The organism is Ignavibacteriales bacterium (assembly GCA_026390595.1).
Classification (GTDB): domain Bacteria; phylum Bacteroidota; class Ignavibacteria; order UBA10030; family UBA10030; genus UBA9647.
This window is the reverse complement of the sequence record JAPLFQ010000025.1, coordinates 185,299-209,189: the sequence shown is the minus strand read 5'-3', so window position 1 is coordinate 209,189 and position 23,891 is coordinate 185,299. Positions and strand designations below refer to the sequence as shown.

20 protein-coding genes are annotated in these 23,891 nt (G+C 54.6%); 5 read left to right on the top strand and 15 right to left on the bottom strand.

What is annotated here, in order from left to right:
- The first annotated feature begins 361 nt into the window (after positions 1-361).
- From NTU47_14775 to NTU47_14765, 3 genes are read left to right on the top strand one after another with little or no spacing between them, the layout of a single operon-like run.
- A complete protein-coding gene (locus NTU47_14775; protein ID MCX6135075.1) occupies positions 362-931 on the top strand; it encodes a hypothetical protein in 570 nt (189 codons plus the stop codon).
- A gap of 4 nt (positions 932-935) precedes the next feature.
- Positions 936-1,577: a hypothetical protein gene (locus NTU47_14770; GenBank protein MCX6135074.1), complete on the top strand. Its 642-nt coding sequence runs from the start codon at positions 936-938 to the stop codon at positions 1,575-1,577.
- A 17-nt stretch (positions 1,578-1,594) separates the two neighbouring features.
- Entirely contained in the window at positions 1,595-2,827 is a 1,233-nt protein-coding gene (locus tag NTU47_14765) for a hypothetical protein (GenBank protein MCX6135073.1), read from the top strand.
- Positions 2,828-2,970: 143 nt separating this feature from the next.
- Here the strand turns inward: NTU47_14765 and glgX are convergent, their stop codons facing one another.
- Positions 2,971-5,076: a glycogen debranching protein GlgX gene (gene glgX / locus NTU47_14760; protein ID MCX6135072.1), complete on the bottom strand. Its 2,106-nt coding sequence runs from the start codon at positions 5,074-5,076 to the stop codon at positions 2,971-2,973.
- 274 nt (positions 5,077-5,350) lie between these two features.
- Here glgX and NTU47_14755 point away from each other — a divergent pair, with 274 nt between their 5' ends.
- Together NTU47_14755 and NTU47_14750 are read left to right on the top strand one after the other, a co-directional pair.
- A complete protein-coding gene (locus tag NTU47_14755) occupies positions 5,351-5,956 on the top strand; it encodes a hypothetical protein (GenBank protein MCX6135071.1) in 606 nt (201 codons plus the stop codon).
- The gene (locus NTU47_14750; GenBank protein ID MCX6135070.1) at positions 5,931-6,377 is read left to right on the top strand and encodes a nucleoside deaminase; all 447 of its coding nucleotides are present in this window, start codon (positions 5,931-5,933) and stop codon (positions 6,375-6,377) included. The genes NTU47_14755 and NTU47_14750 overlap by 26 nt, the downstream gene beginning before the upstream one ends.
- Before the next feature lie 10 nt (positions 6,378-6,387).
- On the opposite strand, the gene prfA is transcribed toward NTU47_14750, so the two are convergent.
- The 14 genes from prfA to NTU47_14680 all read right to left on the bottom strand — a co-directional run bounded on the left by prfA (position 6,388) and on the right by NTU47_14680 (position 23,877).
- On the bottom strand, positions 6,388-7,455 hold the full coding sequence (gene prfA / locus NTU47_14745) for a peptide chain release factor 1 (protein ID MCX6135069.1): 1,068 nt from the start codon (positions 7,453-7,455) through the stop codon (positions 6,388-6,390).
- A gap of 46 nt (positions 7,456-7,501) precedes the next feature.
- A complete protein-coding gene (locus NTU47_14740; protein MCX6135068.1) occupies positions 7,502-8,551 on the bottom strand; it encodes a DUF1385 domain-containing protein in 1,050 nt (349 codons plus the stop codon).
- Between the two features lie 106 nt (positions 8,552-8,657).
- On the bottom strand, positions 8,658-9,275 hold the full coding sequence (locus tag NTU47_14735) for a hypothetical protein (protein ID MCX6135067.1): 618 nt from the start codon (positions 9,273-9,275) through the stop codon (positions 8,658-8,660).
- A 182-nt stretch (positions 9,276-9,457) separates the two neighbouring features.
- Positions 9,458-13,513, bottom strand: a complete 4,056-nt coding sequence (locus NTU47_14730; protein ID MCX6135066.1) for a T9SS type A sorting domain-containing protein — start codon at positions 13,511-13,513, stop codon at positions 9,458-9,460.
- A gap of 22 nt (positions 13,514-13,535) precedes the next feature.
- Complete coding sequence (locus NTU47_14725; GenBank protein MCX6135065.1) at positions 13,536-13,973, bottom strand: hypothetical protein; 438 nt, start codon at positions 13,971-13,973, stop codon at positions 13,536-13,538.
- Between the two features lie 95 nt (positions 13,974-14,068).
- Positions 14,069-17,092, bottom strand: coding sequence for a T9SS type A sorting domain-containing protein (locus tag NTU47_14720; GenBank protein MCX6135064.1), 3,024 nt, complete (start codon positions 17,090-17,092; stop codon positions 14,069-14,071).
- Complete coding sequence (locus NTU47_14715; protein MCX6135063.1) at positions 17,067-17,384, bottom strand: hypothetical protein; 318 nt, start codon at positions 17,382-17,384, stop codon at positions 17,067-17,069. Before NTU47_14715 ends, NTU47_14720 begins: the two co-directional genes overlap by 26 nt.
- A gap of 34 nt (positions 17,385-17,418) precedes the next feature.
- Entirely contained in the window at positions 17,419-18,894 is a 1,476-nt protein-coding gene (locus NTU47_14710; protein ID MCX6135062.1) for an oligosaccharide flippase family protein, read from the bottom strand.
- Positions 18,895-18,917: 23 nt separating this feature from the next.
- Complete coding sequence (locus NTU47_14705; protein MCX6135061.1) at positions 18,918-19,082, bottom strand: Trm112 family protein; 165 nt, start codon at positions 19,080-19,082, stop codon at positions 18,918-18,920.
- 1 nt (position 19,083) lies between these two features.
- Positions 19,084-19,506 (bottom strand): thioesterase family protein, encoded by a 423-nt coding sequence (locus NTU47_14700; GenBank protein ID MCX6135060.1) that lies wholly within the window; start codon positions 19,504-19,506, stop codon positions 19,084-19,086.
- A 10-nt stretch (positions 19,507-19,516) separates the two neighbouring features.
- Entirely contained in the window at positions 19,517-20,467 is a 951-nt protein-coding gene (locus tag NTU47_14695) for an acetyl-CoA carboxylase carboxyltransferase subunit alpha (GenBank protein ID MCX6135059.1), read from the bottom strand.
- Between the two features lie 45 nt (positions 20,468-20,512).
- Positions 20,513-22,561, bottom strand: a complete 2,049-nt coding sequence (locus NTU47_14690) for a glycosyltransferase (protein MCX6135058.1) — start codon at positions 22,559-22,561, stop codon at positions 20,513-20,515.
- Between the two features lie 119 nt (positions 22,562-22,680).
- Entirely contained in the window at positions 22,681-23,064 is a 384-nt protein-coding gene (locus NTU47_14685) for a GxxExxY protein (protein MCX6135057.1), read from the bottom strand.
- Between the two features lie 96 nt (positions 23,065-23,160).
- Positions 23,161-23,877, bottom strand: a complete 717-nt coding sequence (locus NTU47_14680) for a polyprenol monophosphomannose synthase (GenBank protein MCX6135056.1) — start codon at positions 23,875-23,877, stop codon at positions 23,161-23,163.
- Positions 23,878-23,891 lie beyond the last annotated feature (14 nt).

The following is a 23,891-nucleotide window of genomic DNA, read 5'->3' as shown; positions in this document are numbered from 1 at the left end:
CACCCCTACCCGACCTTCAATGCGACAGATATTCCTGCACAACTTGAGACACTTTCTCATCTTGGCCTGTAAAATGTAGAATCTCCACTTCGGCCGGACCAAAAACCCCCGTAGAAACCTCTCCTCGATTCAAATGCTGTGTGGCACGCAGATTGAATCACTGCGTATGTGATTTGTCGCCCTGCGGGTCTTGAAATCATCATCCTCCGGCACCTGGGGAACACGCTCAAAGGCCCTGTGATACGCGTCATTTGACATGACTTCCAAAATATGGTATCATACCCCAGCGAGCGGAAGATCCCGTGAGGGAAAGTGTCCCTCATTTTGAACAACCAATGTGAATTAGAGGAAGGACGATACTGTGGGCACGGGTCAAACGATCCTCACTATGGGAGCCTTGGTACTCCTTAGCTTTACGGTACTGCTGACGAATCGTACTTCGTTGCAATACGGCACGATCATCAACCAGACTGAAATCGATATCTACTCCGTTTCGCTCGCGGAATCCATCATTGAAGAAGCGGCCGGAAAGGCGTTCGACCATTACAGCGCGAGCGATACGGTAGCTAGCGGCATGGTCATTACAGCCCTGGCACAGCTTACCGACCCAACCTTGCTCGGCAAAGAAGCCGACGACAACTACACGGATGTAAACAAGGGTTTCGATGATTTCGATGATTATAACTCCTGGTACAATACACCATATGTCATGTATGTCGCTGGAGTCGATTCCTTCCATATAAAAGCCGAGGTATTCTACGTAGACACGACGGCTCCCGATTTCAAGCTCAACACGCGAACCTGGCACAAGAAAATGATTGTGAAGGTGTGGCCTACAATCGTGCCGTGGGGAGAGACCACAGCGTCCGGCAAAGCGAAACCCGATACAGTAATCATGTCATACATATACAGTTACTGGTGGTTCAGGTGATCCTATGGGCACAAGTACTATTCTCGACATCATAACGTCCGCTGTCATGGCCGGGGTGCTTCTTCTGATCGCGCTCAGACTGAACGCTCAGGCGAACGAATCCACGACGGTGTACAACGGCAGCGTCATTCTTCAGCAAAATATCACAACCCTCGTCGGCTGGATCGAGCATGATTTTCGCCAGATAGGATATTGCAGGGATTGGACGAAGATCCCAAAGTCATCAGATTCATTCAGAAGAGCAGATACATCCGATATCACGTTCTGGACGGATGTAAACAATGCCGGGAACAAGGACTCAATTCGCTGGTACATCGGCGGTACCAATGACAACATCGTCAATCAAACGCCGAATCCTAATGACCGGCTTATCTATCGCGTCGTCAACAATGGGACGCCAAAGGGATGGAATCTCGGCGTGACGCAGTTCAGATTGAGGTATTTCAGATTGAACCGCACGGAAATGACGGCTCCGGTGTCAAGCCCTGACGAGATCTACGAAATCCAAATCTCGATCGCCTGCCAGAGCCCGTACAAGTTCTCCGAACAGTGGCGAGCTTCCGCGGGAGGGACCGATAGCGTCCAGGACTTTCAGGTGTTCTGGCGACAGCTTCGCCTGGCGGCCAGGAATCTAAAAAGCAGATAAGGAGAGAGGAACCACAGATGGGACGATCGTCATTGATCATGGTTATGGGGTTCAGTATGGCCCTCTTGCTGAAAGGGTTCAACCTTTCAGCTGTTTCCTCTGATGCCTACAATAATGTTGTCAATTACTACACCAGGGCCGCGTCGCACAATATCGCCGCGGGTGTCGCCAATATGGGATGCAATGTCATCTACCGCGTGCCGAATGCCTTCCCAAAATGGACAGGCCTCGCTTTTGGCGGCGGCACCGTGAATCTCTGGACGAAGACAGAGGACTCGCTCGGAAGAATACGGTTGACGGCTGCGAGCAACTACAAAGGATATCTCGACACCGTCAGCATCGTATGGGGACAGAGCAATTTCTCGAAGTTCGCATATTACAGTCAGATCGAGGGAGCAATCAACTGGGCGGGCAAGGACACCATCTTCGGACCGTTCCACACCCAGGACAAGATGACTGTCAATGGAGGCACGCCGCCTATAGCTAATCCGGTCTTCTGGGGCAAAGTGACGAACAAGCTGGGGATGACGAAAAGCCCGGCAACCACAACGCCCGAGTTCCACAACGGATATCAGTCAGGCATCGACATTCCAATGCCGACGGATTTCGCCCCATTGAAGAATGCAGCCATCAGCGGAGGGAAGTACATCCATGGTTCGGATGTGACTATCGCCTTCGATAGCGCGAGCACCGGATATATGACAATCAAGATCGGAGCAGCGGCAGCCACAAGAGTGCTCATAAGCACCTACTGCCCAAACGGTGCTCTCCTGATCGACAGCGGAAATGTCCGCATCAAGGGGAAGTTCAAAGGCCAGTTGACGCTTTCAGTTCAATCGGGGGGAAAAGCGGGTAAGGGGAAAATGTATCTTGATAGCAGCGTTGCCTATTGCCGAAACCCGTTGGACCACCCTAACCCGCCGGATCTGCTCGGTCTGTGTGCTGAAGACAGCATCGTCATCACGAACAACGCCAACAACGCCAACGACGTCACAATTCAGGGAGCTCTTTTTTCTCTGAAAGGGGGATTGGGCGTCGAGCAGTACAACAACGGTGATATTCGGGGAAGAATCAACTTGCTTGGAGGAATCTCACAGAAACAGCGCGCCGCAGTCGGCACGCTCTCTGGTGGCGTCGTGAACTCCGGCTTCTCAAAAAGCTACAGGTATGACGATCGGATGATGAATCGAAATCCACCTTTCTATCCAACGACAGGTAGCTATGAGATTCTCTCCTGGTATGAACGTTAGCGCAGCGACCGGGAGTTTGGTTTGATCTGAAGAAGCTAAATTACAGTGGAAGGCCCGAAATCAAGTAACGATTCCGGGCCTTCTTGTTTTTCTGCCGTTCAGGGGAATCGATCTTCGCTCCCCCGCTTGCGGCACAAACCTTTTTAGTGCAGACGCAACCCAATCACTGTGCGGGATGAGACCACGTAAGCGTCCTGCACAATCGTCGCTTCTTTGTCGCCCGGATCCGCGAAATCGTGGGGACTGGTGAGAGATGTATCGAGGAATCGACGCCATTGCCTCACGCCCGCGGGTGGCGGAAGACGGAAGGTCAGTTCGTCTGAGAAAGCGTTGAACACGAAATACAGGTCGTCATCCTGCCCGTCGAACTGGAGTTCCACTGCAATCGACTTCGAGTGCCACGACCAATCCGGGCTGTATGGTTCGGTGCCATGCCATATGATCCTTGGAATTTCAGACCCTTGCCCAATGAATTTTCGCTGACGGAACAACGTGTGACTGAGCCGGAACGCGATGAGGCACTTGAAGAACCTCAGCAGATCTTTGTTGTTTTCTGCAGCAACCCAGTCAAGCCAGCTGGTTTCATTGTCCTGGCAATAGGCGTTGTTGTTTCCACTCTGCGTCCGCCCGATTTCATCTCCTGCCAAAATCATCGGGACGCCCTGGGAGAGAAGGAGCGTCGCGGCCAGGTTCTTGATCTGTCGATTGCGGAGCTTCTGGATCGACGGATCCGCAGTAGGTCCCTCCTCCCCGCAGTTCCAACTGTCATTCCCATTGAGTCCGTCGCGGTTCTGTTCCCCGTTCGCCTCGTTATGTTTCTCGTTGTATGACACGAGATCGGCCAGCGTGAATCCGTCATGGCTCGTAATGAAATTGACGCTGTGGAACGGCGCCCTGCCGCTCCCGCGATACAGGTCAGCACTCCCGCAGAACCTCGTCGCAAGCGAGCGCACTTTGTCAGGTTCCCCTTTCCAGAATTGCCGGACATCGTCGCGAAAGCGCGCATTCCACTCAGCCCAACGCCCCCAACTCGGGAAACTCCCCACCTGATAAAGACCGGCGGCATCCCATGCTTCGGCAATGAGCTTCACGTTGGCCAGAACCGGATCAGCGGCGATCCGTTCGAGCAGCGGCGGATTCGCGAGCACGCTGCCGTCTGTTCCTCGCCCAAGAATGGATGCCAGATCAAATCGGAAACCGTCAACGTGCATCTCTGTCACCCAGTAGCGTAGGGAACCGAGTATTAGATCCCTCACGACCGGATGATTGCAGTTCATGGTGTTACCGCACCCAGAGAAATTGAGGTACCCGCCTGTATTCGGATCGACGATGTAATAGATCGGGTTGTCGAGTCCGCGGAAGGATATCGTTGCCCCCTGTTCATCCCCTTCACCCGTGTGGTTGAAGACCATATCAAGGATCACTTCTATACCGGCATCATGGAAGTCTTTGACCATCGATTTGAATTCACGGACCTCGGCACCGAGGGAGGGATTTGAAGCGTACGAAGCTTTCAATGCGAAGAAGCTGATGGGGTGATAACCCCAGAAGTTCAACAGCTGCTCTCCTGTGGCCGGGTTGCGTACCAGGCAATCAGTCTCCAGAAAATCGTTCACGGGCATTAGCTCCACAGCGGTCACCCCCAGGTCCCTCAGGTAGGGTATCTTCTCCGAAAGGCCATGGAATGTTCCCGGATGGCTGACACCGGATGACGGATGGCGCGTGAAACCGCGGACATGGAGCTCGTAGATAATAGAATCAGCCAGGTGCCTGTTGAGAGGCTGATCGTACTTCCAATCGAATTCAGGATCGATGACGCAAGAACGTCTGAGCCAGGAAGCGCGACGGTCTGTCCGTCCGCGGCCCCAGATTTCTCCTCCGCTCAGCGAGCGGGAATACGGATCGACCAGGATTTTGTCGGCATCGAACCTGTGGAGGTGAAGAGCGGGATTGCCGGACATTTCAACCCTGAATCCGTATTCGACTCCCGGGTCGAGACCCCGGATGCACGCATGCCAAATATCCCCGGTCTTGTTGTATCGGGGATCGAGTGGAAACTCCGCCAGCGGCTCCGCCTGCCCCTGGGCAAACAGCACGAGGCTCACGTCGGTGGCGTGTCGGGAGAAGAGCGAAAAATTCACGCCTCCCCGGACGGATGTGGGCCCGAGCGGAAGCGGGTGTCCGCGCACAATTTCGAACTGCTCCGTCACAACATCCAGTATCGATATCTTCTGCTTTTTCTTCGTCATAGTCGATTCCAATGAATTGATTTCCCGCATTGCGGGACTCAAATGTAAGGTTAGGAAACGATTTCCACAACCACAACAAAGGGTTGGTACACAGTTAGTCGCAGTACTGTGCGGGGATGCGGTTGAGAATCACGTTGACGTGAATTGGAGGCTTTCCATCTGTTCGGACCCGGATTCAGAATGGCGTTCATTCCGTGGAACGATCATTCGTTGATTCCACTCTTTTTTTTGTGCACATTAGTCGAAATTGGAAGACAGAAAAGAACTTACCTCGATGATTGAGCAGATCAGACAGCAATTCATGACGGTCTTGAAGCCCGCAAGGGATTTTTTCATCAGGCATCCCGCGGTGCTCTCTGGCTACATCATCTATGCGTACTTCTTCGTCACGACGATGAACTTCTACCGCGACGTGAAACAATCCCATTTTAAGGTGAGGGGCATTTTTGAACGATTCGATGCGCTCATCTGGATGTGGCTTCTCGCCGTCGTCCTCGTTAAAGTCATCGAGTACCGCAACAAGTTGAACGAACAGGAGAAGATACGGCTGGAGAGGGAAAAGGAGCTGGAGCTGAAGGGTGTGCAGCTGGAAACCGCCCATCAACTGATCCGCACACTGCAGCACCAGATCAACAACCCCCTCACTGTCATCCTTCTCTATGTTCAACGCGCGCTGCGCAAAGGAGAAGGCACACCCGAGTCTCTCGACATCCTTACGCAAATCAAAGAGAGCGCGGAACGGATTTCAGCGACACTGCGCGAGTTTGCCCATGCCCAGGGAATCGAGACTGTTGATTCTCCCGTCGGCGGCCTTATTACACCACGCAAACAGGATGACCCAGCACGATCAATGGATGAAACAGGCCCTTCGCGAAGCTGAGTGGGCATACGAGGAGGATGAGGTACCCGTCGGTGCGGTTGTCGTGCAGAAGGGGAAGATCATCGGCCGCGGGCACAACCAGATCGAGCGGTTACAGGATCCGACGGCCCATGCAGAAATGATCGCGATCACCGCCGCCACAAACCATCTCGAGTCTCGTCGGCTCGAAGATTGCGTTCTCTACGTTACACTCGAACCCTGCTCAATGTGCGCGGGAGCAATCGTCCTGTCGAGAATTCCTACGCTTGTATTTGCCACCTTCGACCCAAAAGCAGGGGCCTGCGGCACCTTGTACAACATCGTGCACGACAAGCGCCTGAACCACACGGTACACGTCATTTCCGGAGTTTGTGACAGGGAAAGCGAAGAATTGTTAAAGGTTTTTTTTGGCAGAGTACGAAAGGTCGGTGCACGGAAGTAGCGATACCCGATCAGACCTCTGACTGGAGTTTTTCCGCTCTGTCTGCCACGCGCAATCTCTCAATCATCTCATCCAGATCACCGTCAATCACGCCGGCTAGATTGTAGAGTGTCAGACCAATCCGGTGGTCCGTAATCCGGTTTTGGGGAAAGTTGTACGTCCGGATCTTGTCGCTTCGATCGCCGCTTTTGACTATCGACTTCCTCGTCGCGGCAACAGATGCGTTCTGCTCGTTCACCTTGGATTCATACAGCTTGGCCCGAAGCATCTTCATCGCCCGTTCGCGATTCTGGAACTGCGAGCGCTCCTGCTGGCAGGCCACGATAATCCCGGAAGGCCTGTGTGTGATACGCACCGCCGTCTCCACCTTGTTGACGTTCTGCCCCCCTTTTCCCCCCGACCGATAGGTGTCGAAGTCCAGGTCAGCCGGGTTGATTTCGACTTCAACCTCTTCGACTTCAGGCATCACGACCACCGATGCTGCCGAGGTGTGAACTCTGCCCTGTGCCTCTGTCTCGGGCACGCGCTGCACGCGATGAACGCCGTTTTCAAATTTCATCTGACCGAAGGCGTTTTCGCCGGACACGGCGAACACAACTTCCTTAAAGCCCCCCTTCCCGGTCTCGTTCCAGTCCATCAGCTCGACTTTCCAGCGCTTGCGTTCCGCGTAGCGGGTGTACATCCGGTACAAATCAGAAGCAAAGAGTGCGGCCTCCTCGCCCCCGGTTCCCGCTCGAATCTCCATGATGAAGTTCTTCGTGTCGTTCGGATCCTGCGGAACAAGGAGGAGCTTCAGCTCTTCTTCAAGAACGGCGACCTGCACTTTCAGCGTATCGTATTCTTCCTGTGCAAGCGCCTTCATCTCGGGATCACCGGCAGACTCGAGCAATTCCTTGCTCCCCTTGTAGTCGTTGCTTGCCTTTTTATATCGTTGATAGGAGGCAACGATCGGTTCCAGCGTACGGAGTTCCCGCCCCAGGTCGCGAAAACGTTTCTGGTCTGCGGCAATCGCCGGATCAGATAGAAGCTGCTGGATCTCCTGCACTCTTTCTACAATTTTCTCGAGCTTATCAAACATACTTAATCAGAGGGGTTCGATGACCCTTTGGTTTTTATTTGAGGAATTAGTTGGCCGATGCCGCCGGGACGCTCTCAGCCTCTGACCGTTCATGAAGAGGGTACTTCGCGGGATCGTCGAGCCCCAGGGCGCACTTCAGGGCAACAATGGCAACTTCAACCTGCGATTCGTCCGGTTCCCGTGTGGTGACACGCTGCAACCAGAGACCGGGAGCAATCAGGAGTTTTCCCCACCACGTGGCTGTGTGTTTCGCGGAGAACTTAATCACCTCATACGAGATACCGCCGACCACCGGAATGAACGGGAGATGCGTGAGGAGACGCGTCACGATCGTCAGGCTTCCAAGGATCTGGATAAGTACTGCATCGAGAAGACTAAACGTGAGAATCGCGACGAACATGACAATCAAAAGAAAGCTCGTTCCGCAGCGGGGATGGAACCGGCTGCGCCCGGCGACAACTGGCGGCACAAGCGTATCGGAGAGCTCGAAAGCAAAAACCGTCTTATGCTCTGCGCCATGGAATTGGAACAACCGCTGTATCTCCTTCGAAAGCGCTATTGCCGACAGGTACGCCAACAGGATGCTGATCCGAATGAGGCCAGCGACCAGGTTGAATTCCAATGCGCTCTGCTCGAAGTGAAACACTTTTGTCGTGATGACAATTGGAAGGATGAAAAAGATTCCGATGCCAAGAGCGAGCGCGAACACCAGGGTAGCGGCGAGCGCAAGTGACGATTGGCTCTTCTTTTTCCGGCCGTTCTTGTTCTGTATTCCATTGTCCGGCTCAAGATCCGCCATGGCGATCTCGGCTGAAAAATTCAGGGTTTTAATGCCCAGGTACATCATGTCCACGAGTCCAACTGCTCCCCGGAGAACCGGCAGCCTGAGGATCTTGTACTTCTCCACCACAGACATATAAGGCTCCTGCCTGACGACAATTGCTCCGTTCAAACGGCGCACGGCCGTCGCCACGGAACCGGACGCCCGCATCATGACCCCCTCGATGACGGCCTGTCCCCCGACCTGCATGGGTTTGGCCGGGTCATAAAGCGGATTTGTAGGTACCCAGCTTGATTCTTGATTTTCTGGTGCCAATTCTCTCTCCTCACAATAATCGGTGCTTGAGACAATATACCAAAGAATGGTGCGACTATCAACGCCGCGATCCAGTCCGGACCGCTGCGAGATGTCATCAACCGTCCTACAGTGAATTCAACGCGGCAGTGATGTTTCCGAGAAGGATGGCAGGGTCTGCTGAATGCGGCGCCCGAGCCGCGTCAACGATGTCGAGTTGAGCGGCGGCCGGAACAAATTGACCGTTAGCGTAGTAGCTTTGAACGAGCAACAACCTGAGACGCCGGGTTGTTACTTTTCCATCGTGTAAGAACCCGTACGCGGGATTCTCCGTCAATGCGGAGTTCGCGTAGAGGACCGCATCGGGAAACATGTTGAGGGCATAGAGTGTGAACGACAACCCCACGCGGGCGTCGTTCAGGACGTTTGCCGCAATGCCTGATGTCGCTATTGCCGCAAAGAAATCGCTTTTCGCATTCGGCAGATCTCGCTTGTACATCGAAGACCAACCTCTTCCTTCGAGAGCCTCACCCCGGATCGCTGGTGTCGAGGCCGCGGCATACGCGCTCGTGAAACTCGACGCAGCCGAGTCATACCGCTGCGCCTCGAACTGCTGCCAGCCTTGTGCGAGATGGTCCTTGTCTGTCAGCGTCAGACCGGGGCCGGAGGGCGTGGAATCCTTCGAGCACGCGAGAAGCGTGAGGGCTGCGAACAATCCTGCCAGTATTCTATGAGAGAAATGCATGACTTATTGAGTCGCTACCTCCATGAGATCCTTCGGATTTGACACTAACATCGTTCTGATGCAGCCTCCATGCAGCGAAGCTGCATGCAACGCCGCCTAAGGAAGCCTGCCGAATTCCGCAATGAGGAACAAGCGAAACGGCGGAGCATGATCGATGGAAATTCCTGTCCGCCGTTTCCATACTACTTCACAAGCACAAGCCTTGTCGTTGCGCTGAATTGTCTATTCGATCCCTGCGCCGATTCCTTCGCGTCCATCCGGCAATAATAAACACCGCTCGAAAACGCAACTGCGTTCCACTGCTCGGAATAGGTCCCAGGGTTCAACTGACGATCAACAAGAGTCTTCACACGGCGTCCCAGAGCATCGTAAATCGTCAATGTCACCCGGGCCTGAACTGGCACATCGAACCGGATCGTCGTGCTTGGATTGAACGGGTTCGGATAGTTCTGCGCCAGGGCGAAACTCGCCGGAGTGAATTGCTTGTCATGCTCGACCGAGACCAGGCTCCCCTGGATTTCGAGGTTGTCGATCAACCATCCCCATCCGGTTGTTCCGGGATCGGAATACATCCTAAAGCGAATGAACACGACATCACCCGGGGAGAACCTGCCCAGCAGATTCATGACGTGTTTCTTCATGAGCGAGGGCGTCCCGGCTGTTTTCGCGTTCCAGGCGCTCAACCAATCCGCCTCCCTCCGTGAATCATATCCATCCTCAATCGGAATCCATGTCGCCCCGTCCTTCGTTGCTTCGACGACGCAGTAATCATAGAATGCGGTCGAGCCGTAGAGGGAACCTGGCTCACCGGGCTCGACCAGTACGACCTCATCGAACCTGAGAAACGCGTTCGTTGGCTGCACCGTGATCGGAATTGTCAACGTCAGCGTGTAGTTACGATTGCTCGAATAGTTGTGCGGCGATCCATATGCCGAATCTGCAAACCCCGACGGCCGCTGGCGCGTCATTCCGCTCAAAGCAAAATTCGAGGTTGCCGCGTTGAAATTGTCGACATAGGATGTGCGCGGTGCCTGGGCAAGTATCACATTCGTGCCCCGCACAGGTGTGACGTACGGCTTTCCTGCCTTGAATGACGTTACACTCATCGTCAACGATTCGGCCTTGGCGACCTGGAATCGAACGATCGTATCCTTTGCGCTCGCGTTGGACGCCAGGGTGAGGTACTTCGCTCCCTTGACAAACACCTGGGTCGAATCGTATCCCGAACGGAGACTGATGTTTATCCCCAGACCGCCGTCAGGTCCCTGGGCGGGCTTGTTCAATCGGGGCGAGAGGGTGACCGTCGGCGGCGGAGCAGTCAGCAGCGCGGGGATCTTGACCGACCAGATGCCCCGGCCGTGTGTAGCAACAACGATTTCGTCGTCGACCACGCGCATCTGCCAGATTGCGACAGCCGGCAGCACGTCATTAGAGTACGTCCATGAAACGCCGTTGTTCGTCGAGATGAAGAGGCCAATCTCCGTGCCGGCCCAGATCTCATTTGGATTGTGCGGCATCACCAAGAGGCTGTACGTCGCAACATCCGGGAATCCGTTGGTGCTCGCGGTCCCGGATCCGAACCCTGAAATATCCTGCCACGACTGTCCGAGATCGGTCGTCCGTAAGACTTTCGGACCCTTGGCAAATGAGAAGAGGGCGAACGCCGTCCTGGAATCTTTGGGATGCGTGGCGAGGCCCGAGAGACGGCCGAGCGTTGCACTGGCATAGTTTGTTGTCGGCGAGAAGGTCACACCACCGTTCGTCGAAACATGGATTTTTCCAGTGGTGCCGCCGTTCGACATTCGGATGCCGGCCCACACAACCTGGGGATCAGCGACGGAGATCTCGGCGTTTGCGCCCGTTCCAAAACCCCAGTTTGCAGACGCGATGGTGAACTGTGTCCAGTTGTCGGCAAAGTTATCCGACCTCCAGACACCAGTGCTGCCGACTACGAACAACATGTCGGGATCGCTGTTGGATTTCCCGACTTGCGTGATAAACGGACCGAGGCCGCTCCCGACATCCGTGAGATCGCCCGTAGCTGAGGAAAAGGACGTGCCGCCGTTTGTGGATCTGCGTATGTCGTTGTAGTACAACGTTCCAATGATCTTGCTGGGGTCTTTGTAGTTCCAGATGCTCGCAAAACCGTCTCCGCCGATCACAGCTGTCCAGGACGATGTGGCAGTCGGCGCAGCAGGCGAAAGCCACGTGCCGTTGTCCTGAGTCCCGCCGATGTATTGACTTTCTCCCGGCTTCTTGTCGACTCCGTAGAACTGGCTCGTGTTGTACCCAAGGTTTGGGTTTGCGAACGACGTTCCGCTGTTGTCAGAGATGCCAACTCCGCCATCGCTCCCGTTGAGCATGCGAAAACTCTGTGTGGACTGATTAAGCGGAATGATGGTAATGTTGTGGTGGTCCGCGTGGACGTACGGCTGCGACTGGTTTTGGACCCAGTTCGTCATGCGCGCCGTTGTTCTGGTTCTGCCCACGATCAATCCATAGTTAATGCGGACATTGGACGTTGGAAGGTTGCTCGCGGTCCAGGTCCCCCCCGTCGTCAAAACGGGCCACAAGGCGTAAATGTTCTTGTATCGTTCGCCCCCCGTGATGGCTATGCTCCCGTTCGGGACCAACGGATCATACGGGACAGCGTGAACAAAAATGTACTCACGCTGGGGGTTCGCAGCATCATACGGGATGAGTTTGTAGACACCGGAGGTATCGGTATCCCTCCACGACGCCATCAATTGCCGGTTGCGCGTGACATCCCAAACCTGGAATGGAACGGTCACATAGTCGAGATACGGGTACTGGAAACTCGCTCCGGAAACAAACCTATGGGCCTTCTGGCTCAGGCCCGGACCGAATCGGATCTCGATCGATGTGTACTCCGAATCAGCGAGGCTTACCGGCGCGCTGGTGGTACCGTAGAAGTCCTTCCCGGTTCCAATTCCGCCCCCGGCATATGGCCCTCCCCAGTTCACAAAACTGAGAAACGATGATGTCCCGTTTTGCGTCACGTCCAGTACACCCGGTGTCTGTGAGGTTCCGGCAGTAATCTGCACCTTGTAGATATCAAGACCACCGACGTAGCAGATATCCCGGTCATATGGATGAGCTGCGACCGCGTTGTCGTACCACCCCTGTCCATTCAACCAGTTTGGCGGAGTTCCGCTGTTGTGCGCTGCCTTTGCCCATGATGTGCCCGCATCATCCGATACATAGAGATCTGAAACTGTGCTGCTGGTTTCCACGGCAAGAAACAGGCGCGCGGTATCGGCTGGAGAGATATCAAGCTCGCCTCGGGCGCCAGATCCGACACCTGTAGAGGATGCGGACCATGTCAACCCGCGGTCCCGGGACTTCAGGACACCGTTTGAATTGCGCGTTGCATACAATGTGTTAAAGTTCTGGGGATTCGCGATAATCTGTTGGATCCTGAATGACCCGCCGTTCCCTCCACTCGAGTAGACAGCAGTCCACGTGGAACCGCCATCCGTGGACCTGAAGATTCCTGTATTGGTTGCCGCGAACACGACATTGGCGTTTGCGGGATCTACGATGACACGATTGACATACGAGAAATCTGTGTTCGACGCAGTGCTGGCGAGCTGTGTCCAGGTTTCGCCGCGATTTGTACTCTTCCAGATGCCGTCACCGCGGATGGCGTCGGTGTTGCCGAATCCTTCACCAGTCCCTGCATAGATAACCAGATGATTGGAGGCCGCCATCGCGAGCGTGACTGTTGCAAGATTGGGGAGTCCGGGCGTCTTGTTAGTCCACGTCGAACCTGCATTCGTCGTCTTCCAGATACCGCCTCCGACCGATCCGGCAAACCACGTGTTCTTCGTCGCATCGTCAGGATCGACGATCATTCCGCGCGTCCTTCCCCCGACATTTCCCGGTCCCACCTCGGACCAGGGAAGTGCCGCGACCTTGTTCAGAGAAGCTGCTTTCCGTTCAACTGCTTTCTGCACCTCCAGAATCTTGTAGTTGGGGGAGTATGCCGGCCCTGCTTCGCCATCCCGCGTGCGGATATCTCTTTCGTAGCGCTCGAATTCTTCCGGAGCATCGGCCTCATCCGCCTTTCCTTCATGAACATCTGGATCGCGCACGACGACGGGGCGCGGCAAGTCTTCAGTGATGGAGAACTTTTGAAGTGCCGGACGCTGCGAGAGCGCGAAAAACATCGCGCAGACTGCCAAGGACATGCAAAAGTGTAACAGTGTGCGTTTCATGAAAAAGCCTCCCCTGTGATAGTCACCTGACATTGACGCTTTCGAGATCTCTGGTTTTCCTGCTGCGAAGATCGAAGATATAACCCTGCCGTGCAGCCGGTGTTTTGTCATCGTCTTTTACCGTTCCGGGAAACACATTGACGACCACCGAAACGTCGTCCATCCAGCTGACCGAACCATTGGGCAGATTGTCTTCGAACAATACGGTTCTGGCCGCGATATCATAGACAAAGAAGGCAATCTGCCGCTGCGGTTGAAGCTGTGTCGGTTTTGAACTCTTCACGCACAGCACTGCGGTCCCCGACGTATTGCGTATGAGATCTGCTACCTTACCATACTTCTGCAGGGCAAGAGATTCATACTGTTCAGCCTGAGTTTCATGTTTTTTCGCCTCTCGGCTGCTGCACGAAACCAGCACAATGACCGAGAGAATTGCCGCTATGGAGTTCAGGATTCTCATGGCTGAAAGGAATATACCCTTTTTCCCAAGTTTCCAAAATGTTTTGCCACACGAGTTCATATACCCAGCAACCGCAACCAACGCACGGCCGGGGACTATCGCAACAAGACCATCTTCCTGGTCATCGCCGAACCTCCGGCACGCAATTGGTAAAGGTAAACTCCCGACGAGACCGCCTCACCCCTGCTGTCTCTGCCATCCCATCCCACCGAGTGGCTTCCAGGTGCCTGGACCCCATTGACAAGGGTCATGACTTCTCTTCCAAGCACATCATACACTTTCAGCGCCACGGAGCTGACGGCTGACAGCTGATAACTGATCGCTGTTGTCGGATTGAACGGGTTCGGATAGTTCTGATCCAGAGCGAACCGGCCAGGAAGGTCTTCAACCTGACCATCCACCTCCCCTTTCTTCATCACAGTAAGAACACCGAGCCGGGATAATGAGGCCGACAACGCCCCGGTGGATTTGTCCAGCACAGATGGAACCGCGAGCCATTTCCCGTTGCGATATTGGGCAATCGTTGACAATTCATCAGTTTGAACACCCGAAATCCGGACGGCTGATGGGTGCAGGAGTCCCATATCTGGAGGGCCCACTGAGAAGAGACCCGAAGATGATCTGGCAGTTGATAGAGCAAAACCGGGATCACCGGCTCCATCACAAGCCGTCACGTAGACGGATGAGCCAACCGAACCCGCATCAAATGATACAGTGAGCGAACCCCCGGGTGTCGAAATCGTCGCGGTCTCATCGGCCCTCAACAATCTGGCATTGAAGGTGACCGTTGTGTCGGAAAAGAATACACCGTATTTCCTCGCTCCCCGCACCCTGATCGAGACCGGGCCGCTGCCTTTGAGTTGCTGCGTGCTGTCGAGAAAGACCTTCGATGTTCCGGGTACGGCGGAGAATTTCAAGATCGATGTGCCGGTCAATTGCGTCACAGAGCCGCTCAAACTCGAGATCCTGAGGTCGGAAGAACTCGCTGCGACGACATCGATGTACTCGCTGAGAAGCGGGTTTTGAAGGTACCCGACCGCGAGCGGCGGCGGGGCGCTTGAATCACTATATTCGAAAACGGCACGGATCATGACGTTGAAACCGTCGAGTTGATGACTGTTGACAGCACTCACTTCCGTCATCGTTTCCCAAGTATTTGGAATCCTCGTATACTTCGGGCCGCGGTAGACATAGGAGTAATCCCCCTGCGTGAAATTGTCAACCGCGAGGTATGTGCCGACCGAGTCGCCCGCATCCTCCATGAACCCCAGATAGACCGGCCCTTTCAGATTCGTCAATGATCTTTCGTACGCTGAGAGATCGATCTCGGCGAACGATCCGAAAGGATAGAGGTCTCTGTTCACACTCACAAGAAACGGTTGAATGAGATCCGTGCCCGGCCGGCCGTTCCGGTCCCCCCAGACGTGGAAAACAAAGTTCTTACTGTCGCTCGGAAGTGCCGTCCCGTTGCTGAACTCCTGATTGAACGCTACCATCATTCTCGCCTTGCGCAGGATGTTTCCCCCGGCTGACGGCTGAAAGCGGACCGCCATGCCCTGCGTGGCGGAGTTATTTCCGAACCCGAGATACGGGGAAAATCCCTGGGAGAAGGGATGAGGCGCGCCGCTGTCATACGATTCCTCGGCGATGAAGCGTGTCAACTCTCCCGTCGCAGAAAATGAGTACGTTGTGATCAAGACCGGCTGCAAGTCGGCCACCACAAACACGACAGAAGTGAACAGCGTCCCCAGCTCGGGAGATGTGAACTCCACTCCGCTCGCGACGTCTCTCACCCGCACTGAGGACGGGCCTGATTCGATCGCTCGAACAGAAACTCCCGAAGGAACGGCGAACGTTGCCCGGAAATTCTTCGCGCCAGCGAAAGAGATGTACTGCACTCCCAGTTGCTGGAGCGTATCAGTCCGCTGCACATTTGGGTCCACGTAGTCGGCCCTCAGGACCGGCCTCACACCCAGCGCTGATGAGTACCGGGTGGCCGGGTCGGCTCCGGCTGTGCCCAACCAGTTAGCCGCAAAGAAATTCAAAGCCGTCGTGCTGAATGACGTCGCGTAGCCGGACTGAACGAGGGACTGATCGAACGCCGAAGTGCCATGGCCCGGATTCTGGACGAGTTTCTTAAGGAACGAGATTCCAAATTGGTCGGCGACGAACCGGGTCCAGAGTGCGGCACGGCTGTAGTCCTCCACGGTACTGTTCCAGCCCGTCAGCATGAGATTGGTGTTGCCGAAGTATCCGGACGCGCTGCGGAACGGAAATCCGCTCAGATATTCGGCATACTCCGAAAGCCCTTCGTTGAAGAACGTGAATTCCGAAGGATCATAATTCCAGTGAATGAGGTGCTGAAATTCGTGAGCAAGCGTGGAAAGAGCCGTGCTCGTGCGGCGATTTCCGTTGTAGAAAATGCCGGGGTATGAATCGATATACAACATGTCGCGCTTGTTGCTGGTGTTGACCGCGCCGCTGTTTGGGTCCACGTCTACTGAGTAGAAGTATCCTGCTACGTAACTCCCTGTCCCCTCCCATCCGTCCTGTATGTCACAGAGAAGGAAGTGGGTTCTACCGTCACCCCCCCCTTTCTGAAAATTCGCGTTGATATTGGGAGGATCGCCGTACACCTGGCGGTCGATCTGCAGGATACCTTTGGTGGAATCAAGCGAAGTCCTGCTGGTGGACCGTTCGAGAGCACTTGACACGGCATCGACTTCTGTTGACGTGACATGACCGTTGTTCCATTCAGCCAGCGCCACCCACACGTAGCTGATCGTCCCGATTGTCTTCAGTTCGGCACGCACCGTGTCAAACACTCTGTTCTTGATGCTGTAGACCCAGAAGAGATTCTGGTCACCTGCACGGAGATCCACGGTCCCCTTCTGCAAGCCCCGTTGTTGCATCGACTCAATAAGTCCGGGGTGCTGCAGGCGCGTGTTTGCCCATGCTTCCCGAATCAACCTCGGATCGTTGACCGCAGGGCTCGCGCAGATTGCGTGCGAACCGTTCTCCATAGGAATAAGGTCCTGGGCGAAGGCTGAGTGCGCCCACGCCGAAAGAGCGAGGAAGGTCCACGTCACCGCTCTATGGAATCTTGACCAGTTCAACATGCTCGACCACGATGGAGGAGGTATCTGATTGTGATTGAGTTGATCTGAATTGCACGCGCAGCCTCTGACCCTGGAGTTCGATCAGCTTCCGGACGATCGCCGATGTGTCTTTCCGGATCTTCACCATCGCGCCGTCCGCTGTTTGGAGAGAGAGATTTGTAAACGGCACATTGCCGGTGATGCAGACAATCCCCACCACCGTACACAGCGCAGGGGGGAGTTCCTTCTGCGCAGAACACGCGCAAAGAAGCATGACAGCAATGAGACAACCGCCGCTGGATACTATTCGCACAGTGGAGCCCGATGAGAGATACACGGATTGGCGATCAGGATCGAACAAACATTTTCGAGAGCGCGTCCCTTGTTTCCTTGATATCCGCACCGTCGAAGACCTTCAGCACAAACACGAGAAGAACGAAGAGGACTGTGGAAACGATCTTGACAGCTATACCGACAGCAGTAGCCGGTGGAAGTCCCAGCAGAAGGACCGGGACAACGATTGCGAATGCCGCGAGCGCGAGACGCGCCAGACGTCCCCATTCGTACTCTACATGATACAACCGCTGCGAGGGGAAATAAATTCCGATGGCCATGACCATGTAGCTGAGAAGCGTAGCCAGGGCAGCACCGGTGATTCCGAGCTTCGGTATCAGGGTAAGATTGACAACGACATTGACCAGCGCTCCTGCGCCGGTGATATATGGGAGGAACTTCGTCTTCTTCTCCAGATATATCCCGACGACGAAATTCACGTACGCACCGGTAAAAACATACGAGAGCAGTATAATCGGGACAATCGAAAGGCCGCCCCAGAAATCCGGGTGAATGAAATACCGGCCGAAGAACCTGATCCGAATCACGTCTTCCACGAAGAGCGACCCTGTCACAAACACGAGCATGAGAAGTGCGACGAAGTATGTAAACACTTTCGAGAAGAGCCTCGGTGCGTCGTGATCCCGCGCGTGGGTCAGGAAGAACGGTCTCCATGCGTAGTCGAACATGCCGACCACAAGCATCATCAACACGCCGAGCCTGTAGTTCGCCTGGTAGACGCCGAGGGTGTCATCGTTTGTCAACGCCTTGACAATCGGCCGGTCAATAACCTGGATGGCGATGCCTGCAAGTCCGGCCGGGATATAGGGAAGCCCGAACCGCAGCATATCCTTGAACAACCTGCCGGAGAGCCGAAGGGTAAGTTGAGGGACAATGATCCAGATCAGGAACACAGCAGTGGCAGCCGAGGCGGCGAGGTTTGCGATGAAGACGGCATCTTCCTTCATCCTGAGTCCCACAAGCAGGAACACCGTCAGACAGATGTTGATCAGGATGTTCACCAGACGAAGGCTCGCGAACAGTCTGGCGCGATTCTCCATCCGGAGATAAGCGAAAGGAACGATGACCAGCGTGTCGAAACAGAGGATCCAGCCGGCATACCGGATCAGGTTCACCTGAAGGGGATCGACCCCGATGGCACCGGCAATGGATGCTGCGTTGAAGTGAACCACCAACGAGAAAAGTATCGAGGTGACCACCAGCGAATAGAAGGGCATGCTGAGGGTCTGCTTCTTGTCGGCCGGATCCGCAGAAGACACAAAACGCATGTACGCGGAATCCATGCCATAGCCGTACAGCACAAAGGCGAACGCGATGTAGGCAAAGACGTTCGAGACGACACCATACTCCCCCTTCGAGAGGTAGTTCGTCAGGACCGGCACGAGCAGGAAATTAAGGAACCGGCCGACGATCGAACTGAGACCGTAGACGGCTGCTTCTTTTCCCAGCTTGAAAATGCGATCGAGCATGGAGGAGGGGATGGGGGGAGAGGTCAGCTCTTCCCGCCCTCATTGACCAGCATGATGGGGATATCGTCTTTCACCTGGTAGACGTGTCCGCAGGACTTGCAGGTGAGAGTTTGTTGATCTGCCTTGTAGTCAAGGTCCCCTTTGCAGCTGGGACAGCAGAGAATTGCGAGGAGCTCAGGTTTGAGCATGCTACTCCCGGAAATTGTTCATCGCTTCTTGCAGCACCTGGAGGAACTGCGCCGGCGCACGCGTGGGACGCCCGGTCGATTCATTGAGAAAACTATGCACCGTGTACCCTTCGACGATCGGTTCGGTTTCACCTTCGAGCATGATGCGGTACTCAATGCGAATCCTTGCGACCGGCATTTCCGAACACCTGGTTTCCACCGTCAGGACGTCGTCGTAGCGGGCCGATTTCCGGTACTTTGCATATGCTTCAACGACAGCAATCAGGATGCCGTGCTTCTCGATCTCCGTGTAGGGCATGCCGATCTCCCTCAAGAGTTCAGATCGGCCCTGTTCAAAGTACTCGAAATACTTACCGTAGTATACAAACTTCATTGCGTCGGTATCTGCGTACCGCACGCGGGTTGTCGTCGTGTTCTTGACCATAAAGCCCTGACTATTCCTTCCACGCTCCCATCTTCGAGAACTTCTCCACGCGTTTTTCCACAAGTTTGTCGGGCTTGAATTTCATCAACGCTTTCAGTTCTTCCAGCAGGATCTTTTTGAGTGTTGATGCCACCATTTCATGATTTCGATGAGCTCCGCCTGGCGGCTCGGGCACAATCCGGTCGATGATCTTTTGTTCCAACAGATCTGCCGCCGTCAGCTTCAACGCCTCCGCCGCCTGTTCCTTGTAATCCCAGCTCCTCCAGAGTATGGAAGAACAGGATTCCGGAGCGATCACGGAGTACCAGGCATTTTCGAACATCAACACACGGTCGCCCAAACCGATGCCAAGTGCGCCCCCCGATGCCCCTTCACCGATAATCACAACGACGATCGGTACGAGCAGGCGGGACATTTCAAACAAATTGCGCGCGATTGCTTCAGCCTGACCCCGTTCTTCCGCGCCGAGACCCGGATAGGCTCCCGGTGTGTCGAGCAGCGTAATGACCGGCCTCTTGAACTTGGCTGCGAGGTGCATCAACCGGAGGGCTTTTCGATATCCTTCCGGATTCGCCATGCCGAAATTGCGAAACACGTTCGATTTCGTGTCTCTCCCCTTCTGATGCCCCAGGATCATGACGGGCTGATCGCCAATGCGTGCAAAGCCGCCAACAATCGCCTTGTCATCTGCGAAGAGGCGATCACCGTGGAGTTCCACGAAATCTTCGGTCATCAGGTGGATGTAGTCCAGCGTATATGGGCGGTCCGGATGCCGGGCCAGCTGTACGCGCTGCCAGCGCGTCAAGTTCGAAAAGATCGATTCACGGAGCTGATCGACTTTCTTCTCCAGCGTGGAGATTTCGTCTGCGATATCGAGGTTATCGGCATACCTCCGCATCTCCTCGATCTTCTGCTCCAACTCCATGACCGGTTTCTCAAACTCCAGTACCAATTTCGCCATAATTGCTCCTCGTGCCGGCAGCGTGTACGCCCGGTGCGTCAGGGTCTACTGCCGTGCTTGCAGCACGGTCTTTAGAAGGATTTCTACGTCCAACGCGAGTGATTGGTTTTTTGCGTAGTACAGGTTGTACTGCTCACGTTCCTGTTCCGAAAGTGTGCGGTTGCGCTGCAGCTGGATCAAACCTGTGAGGCCGGGCTTTCCGAGATACAGCGAACCTCCGTGTCCCTGAGAACCTGCGAACCCGCTGGCTTTTGCTTCGACCGCTTGCTGGAATGTCTCTGGCGGGCCGACGAGGCTTCGTTTCCCGGATAGAACCGCAGGGAGCCGGAGTATGAACTGCGAAGCCGAAGCCCCGGTGACGATTCTCTTCAAATATAGGAAAGGATAGATCGAAATCAAAAGCAGGAATGACACCCCGATGTCGAACAGTCGCTTGAGCGACCGATTTGTGGTCTTTTCGATGTTATAGGAGATTTGGACCAGCGGGAGCTCGTTCAGCGAATCAACGCTCCCCTTTCCGATGATAACTTCCAATGTATTGGGAACCAGGTGGAAATTGACCGACTGCTCACGTGTTCGCCCTATCACGGAAAGGATGTCGGTATAGGAAAGCGTCTGCGTGGAGAAAATCACATCACTCACTTTGAGGTCCTGGATGACCTTCCCGATGTTATCCGTGCTACCGACGATGGAAAGTCCCGAGAGCTCTTCCCCAACCCGTTTCCTGTTGATGTCGATAAAACCGAGCACATCATATCCATCGCTCACGCGGCTTCGAAGCCGGCGGAGCAATTCCTCCGCAGACTTGTCTGTACCGACGATGAGTGTGCGACGGCCCAGGATGCTTCTCCGCCCCTCCGATGAACTCCGTCCCATCATGCGAAGCGCGAATCTCCACGTTGGCAGCAGCATCGTGCTGAGCATTCCTGAAATAATTGTCACGCCGCGGCTGAATCCGTAGTCCTTGAAGAAAAAGACCAGGGCAGCGATGCAGACGTAACTGATTGCCGTCGCCAGGATTGTGCGGGATACCGACATTCGCCGATGTGTGTACACGCCTGCCCAGAACATCCCTCCCACGACAATCAGCGCCGGGACGGAATAGATTATCGGGTATGCATGCGCCGGCAACCGGAAGACGGTACCAAACCAGATGAGCTCGGCTAGTACCAGCGACAGATCGACGAGGATGATATCGACGAGGGCAACAGCCAGCGGCCTCAAGAAGGCCCGGAGGATGGCGATGCGTGAGGAGACCGTGATCGCTAGACGGAGAAGAAACACAAATACCAGCGACCCACGCAGATGTTTTTGCACAAAGAGGTGCATCGCCTGGTAGAAGGTCCGGATTTCATTCAGGCTGCTCCGTTTCGTGCTCTCTCCTTTGTAGTGAATGATCTGCGTTGTATGGACGTAGTAGTTTTTCCACCCGGAGCGCTGAATGCGATAGCACCAGTCAAGGTCCTCCCCGTACATGAAGAAATCTTCGTCCAACCCTCCCACCTGCTCATAGGCCTCTCGTCGGACCATCATGAACGATCCGCTCACGGCATCGATTTCGTACGTTTCGTCGGGACTGAGATAGGTGAGATTGTACCGGCCAAACAGGCGCGACCCCGGAATGAGAGCGCTGAGACCTGTCATCTTGGTGAACGCAGCCCAGGGAGCCGGGAAACTGCGGCGGCATGCAAGCTGGAATGTCCCGTCGGGGTTCATGATCTTGCAGCCGGCAAGACCCACGTCGGGATTTTCCTCGAAAAACCGGATCATCACCTGGAGCGTATCTTCCTGGACGAGCGTGTCGGGGTTGATGAGAAGGATGTACTTCCCGCTGGCTTGCTTCAATCCAACGTTGTTGGCCTTCGCAAAACCGAGGTTAGACTTGCTGGCGATCAGGTGGACTTTCGGAAAGCGCCGACGGACCATTTCGACGCTGCCGTCATCCGAAGCATTATCGACTACAATGATTTCCCCGCGGATCCCCTTCATCGCCTTCTGCAACGACACCAGGGCGTGATGGAGAAAATCACGCACGTTGTAGTTGACGATGATGATGGAGAGAAGTGGTATGTTTTTCTTTGGTCTTACAGCCATGGTAAGATATCACGCAAAGGCGCAAGATGTGCACTTCAAATGTCTTGGCGCTCTCTGCACACTTTGCGGTTTGTTTCTAACCGCCAAGGCCGCAAAGGGGCGCAAAGGACTTTTAGATATTACTCATCTAGATTGTTGACGACCCGTCTAATTCCTTCTTTGATCCGTTTCACGTTGAAGTTGATAAGATATCCAAGTTTACAGCCTGACAGCTTCAAGTAGGTAAGGATTTGGGCCAGATGGACATCATTGAGAGCTTCCACAGCCTTCACCTCAATGACTACTTTGTTTTCGACAAGAAGGTCGATCCGGTAACCGCAATCGAGTTTCACATCTTTATATATGACCGGAAGGGCTTTCTGAACCTCTATGTGCAGTCCCGCATCACGCAATTCATGACAGAGGCAAGCCTCATAAGTGGACTCGAGTAATCCGGGCCCCAACTCTTGATGCACTTGAAATGCACGATCAACAATGATTTTGCCAACCTCGTTTTCGCTCACGCTTACCTCGGGTGATGTCAGCGTCAACGTTCACTTTGCGCTCTTCGCGCCCTTTGCGGTTTGCCTTCTCTTCATCTTCGAGGCGGGGGCGGGAAATCACCTGCCATCAAAGAGGCTTCGAAATTTCAGCCGCCACACCATCCAGACCGCTTCGTAGACTATTTTCTTCGACATCTTCGATACGCCGATCCTCCGGTCCACAAAGACGATCGGAATTTCGACGACGCGGAATCCCTTCCTCCACGACTTGAAGTTCATTTCAATCTGGAATGCATAGCCGTTGGAATGAATCGCGTCGAGGTCGATGCTCTCGAGCACTTTCCGCTTGAAGCACTTGTATCCGCCGGTGGCGTCACGGACCGGCATTCCTGTGATCACGCGGGTGTAGATGTTTGCGAAATAGCTCAAGAGCAATCGCTTCATAGGCCAGTTGACTACGTTCACCCCTTCGATGTACCGCGAGCCGATGACAAGGTCATATTCTTCCGCCTTTGCGAGGAGTTTCGGAAGCATCTCGGGATCGTGCGAAAAATCGGCGTCCATCTCGAAGACAAAGTCGAAGCCGTTGGCCAGAGCGAACTTGAAGCCGGCGACATACGCCGTCCCAAGTCCCATTTTGCCGGGTCGTTCGAGCAGATGAATTCTCGGCTCCGTCTTCTGCATCTCCTTCACGAGCTTCGCCGTACCGTCCGGAGAATTGTCGTCGACGATGAGGACGTTGAAATGGGTCCCGAACTTGAGCACCGCTGGGAGGAGCTCTTGGACATTATCGGCTTCGTTAAATGTAGGAATAACAACCAGGCAGCGTTTCATAATGATGTCGTGTT